Below are 2,910 nucleotides of genomic sequence, written 5' to 3' on the forward strand. Positions count from 1 at the left end.
CGGAGAAGTTGTAGTGTATTCTCCCAACTCCGATAGTGAGATTGCAGCAGTAGTACCATTATTTGAGGAGAAGACCGGTATTAAGGTTATCATTCAGTCCATGGGAACCGGAGATGTTCTTGCTAGACTGGAAGCGGAGAAGGATAACCCTCAGGCAGATGTAAACTGGGGAGCCATCAATATGTCTTTCTGGATGGGACAGCAGGATTTATATGAGAAGTATGTTTCTCCCAATGATGCAAAGTTACCAAAGGAGTATCAGAATCCTAACGGATATTTTGAGTATACAAAGCTTTCCGGTTCCGCAGCTCTTCTTTTAAACAAGGATGTTTTTAAAGAGCTTGGTCTGGATGCGGAGAAGTTCAATTCCTATGAAGATTTACTGGAGCCGAAGTTAAAGGGACACATCGCAATGGGGGATCCGACAAACTCTTCCAGTGCCTGGGCAGAGCTTACCAATATGCTTTTGGTAAAGGGTAAAGAACCTTATGATGATGCCGCTTGGGATTGGGTAGCAAAATTTGTAGATCAGCTGGATGGCACCATTCTTTCCTCTTCTTCCCAGATTTACAAGGGAACAGCTGATGGGGAGTATGCAGTAGGTGTTTCTTATGAAGATCCCTGCGTAAGCTTACTGGAAGACGGTGCTGAGAACTTGAGAGTTGTTTACCCCTCTGAAGGTGCTGTATGGTTACCTGCCGGTGTAGCTATCGTAAAGGGTGCTAAGAACGAAGAAAATGCCAAGAAGTTTATCGACTTCTTGATTTCCGAAGAAGGACAGGAAGCTCTGAAGGATACCACCATTCGTCCGGTTATGACCTCTGTAGAAAATACTTCCGAGTTTATGCCTCCATTCTCCAAGATTAAAGTAGCTTATGAAGACATTAAGCTGGTAGCGGAGAAGAAGGAAGAGTGGCAGAACCGTTGGCAGGAGCTGGTAAAAAAGTAAAGAGTTAGAAAATAGGGCTGTAGAATATATAAACTATTTTCAAACAGTATAGGTCTGAAAAAGGGGTAATCTGAGCCCACCGGTACTTGCGAAAAACAAAGGAACAGCAGTTTTTCGCTTAGTATCCGCTGTGAGGCGAAGCTAGCGGGAGCGTGCCCCAATTTCAGACCTATACTGTATGAAAGCATTTTCTGTTTACAGCCCCTTTTATAAAGGGGAAGATTTTATGAGTGTGAATATTCGAATTCAAAATGCGGTAAAGAAATATGGGGACAATGTAGTGATTCCGGATTTGTCCTTAGACATTAAAGAAGGAGAGTTTTTTACTCTCTTAGGCCCTTCAGGTTGCGGAAAAACCACTCTGCTGCGCATGATTGCAGGCTTTAACTCCATTGAGGGTGGGGATTTTTATTTTGGTGATAGAAGAATCAATGATTTAGACCCTTCCAAGAGAAATATTGGAATGGTTTTCCAAAACTATGCGATTTTCCCGAACATGACCGTGGAAAAAAATGTGGAGTTCGGTTTAAAGAATAGAAATGTATCCAAAGAAGAAAGAGCGGTAGAAGTCAAGAAATTTCTGAAGCTGATGCAGATAGAAGACTTTGCGGAGCGTATGCCGGAGAAGCTTTCCGGTGGGCAGCAGCAAAGAGTGGCATTGGCAAGAGCGCTGGTGATTAAGCCGGATGTGCTTTTGATGGACGAGCCGTTGTCCAATCTGGATGCCAAGTTAAGAATTGAGATGCGTACCGCTATTAAGCAATTACAAAACAGCATCGGCATTACCACTGTTTATGTTACCCACGACCAGGAAGAGGCTATGGCGGTGTCCGACAGAATTGCGGTATTTAACCATGGTGTGATTCAGCAAATCGGAACGCCCAAGGCTTTATATCAAAGACCGGCCAATCTCTTTGTGGCGAACTTTATCGGTCACAGTAATGAGCTGGAAGGGACTTTAAAGAAGGAAGAAGGACAGATGGTAGTTTCCGTTTGTGATGATTATTCCTTTATCTTAAACAATGTAAAGGAAGAGCATTGTCAAGAGGGAGAGCTTCCGGTGAAGCTTGCGGTAAGACCGGAGGAGTGGATTATTCAGGAGGAAACAGAGGCGGGCATAGAAGGAACGATTATCGACAGCATTTTCTTAGGTTTAAATACCCACTATTTGATTCAGTTAAGTAACGGTAAAGAAGTGGAGGCGGTGAAGGAATCCGAAATTGACTCTATTTTGCCAAAGGGAAAGAATGTGAAGCTGCAAATTAAGAGCCATAAAGTCAATGTTTTCTTGGAAGGCGGCAGTGAAAATATTCTCCAGGGCGTGCTGTAAGGAGAGGAGAAGACGGATGAAAACAAAGAAAAAATGGGAAGTCTGGACCTTCATCACGATGATCATATTGGTGGTTTACCTGATTTTTATGATTTATCCCCTGTCCACCCTCCTTCGAAATTCTATGATTTTAAAGGAAGGCGGCGTAGGCTTTGCCAATTTCCAAAGCTTTTTTGCAAAAAGCTATAACTTGCAAACGATTTACCACTCCTTTGCAGTGAGCTTTTGTGCCACCATTATTACTTTGATTGTAGGAATTCCCCTAGGCTATTTTCATAGCTTTTATAAGATTCGGGGACAAAAGATTTTGCAGATTTTTATTATTCTCTGCGGTATGTCTGCCCCCTTTATCGGTGCTTATTCCTGGATTCTTTTAATGGGAAGAAACGGTTTGGTTACCCAGCTCTTTAAAAACCTCTTCGGGATTAAGTTGCCTACCATTTACGGCTTCCGAGGTATTATGATTGTAGAGTGCATGCAGTTATATCCTCTGGTTTTCCTGTATTTCTCTGCGGCTTTAAAGCACATTGACAATACCCTTTTGGAAGCTTCGGAAAATATGGGCTGTTCCGGATGGAAACGCTTCCTTACTTTGGTAATTCCTCTCTGCGCACCTTCCATTATTGCCGCA

3 protein-coding genes are annotated in these 2,910 nt (G+C 42.9%); all 3 read left to right on the forward strand.

The genetic code is table 11. The annotated features are described in order from the left end of the window. On the forward strand, nucleotides 1–949 hold a 949-nt coding region (locus ACO4PX_RS09680), incomplete at its 5' end, for an extracellular solute-binding protein (protein WP_485572473.1). A 226-nt stretch (nucleotides 950–1,175) separates the two neighbouring features. Next, a complete protein-coding gene (locus ACO4PX_RS09685; RefSeq protein ID WP_485572475.1) occupies nucleotides 1,176–2,279 on the forward strand; it encodes an ABC transporter ATP-binding protein in 1,104 nt (367 codons plus the stop codon). Between the two features lie 16 nt (nucleotides 2,280–2,295). Beyond that, nucleotides 2,296–2,910, forward strand: a 615-nt coding sequence (locus ACO4PX_RS09690) for an ABC transporter permease (RefSeq protein WP_485572477.1), incomplete at its 3' end; no start/stop codon positions are given.

It is taken from the genome of Oribacterium sp. (genome assembly GCF_057249185.1).